The sequence below is a fragment of the Streptomyces sp. P17 genome (genome assembly GCF_032436805.1).
Lineage (GTDB): Bacteria > Actinomycetota > Actinomycetes > Streptomycetales > Streptomycetaceae > Streptomyces.
In genome coordinates, this window is the sequence record NZ_JAVRBF010000526.1 from 1 (window position 1) to 325 (window position 325).

1 protein-coding gene is annotated in these 325 nt (G+C 37.8%); it reads left to right on the top strand.

What is annotated here, in order from left to right; all coding sequences use genetic code 11:
* Positions 1-37: 37 nt before the first annotated feature.
* Positions 38-325: AAA family ATPase (locus RMT89_RS41970; RefSeq protein ID WP_315889013.1), on the top strand; the 288-nt coding region annotated here is incomplete at its 3' end.

Below are 325 nucleotides of genomic sequence, written 5' to 3' on the forward strand. Positions count from 1 at the left end.
TTTATATCGGCGATGACGAAAAAGAGGAGACGACAAAATGACATCTTCTATAAATAATCAAGATGTTATAGCCTTAAGCGAACAGGAAATCACCAGTAATTTAGCCTCTAATCAGAAAGAACAAATATTGAAAGGGTTATTTAGAGGTAGTATTGGCTTTCTGATCGCTCCACCTGATTCGGGAAAAAGTTATCTCGCTCTTTCAATTGCTTATGAAATGGCGTTACCAGAATATCCACTAATCGGGGTAAGCCATAGTAATAACAAAGCGCTTAAAACGTTAATCTGGCCAATTGAAGATTCATTACCTGGAACTCTACCTCGC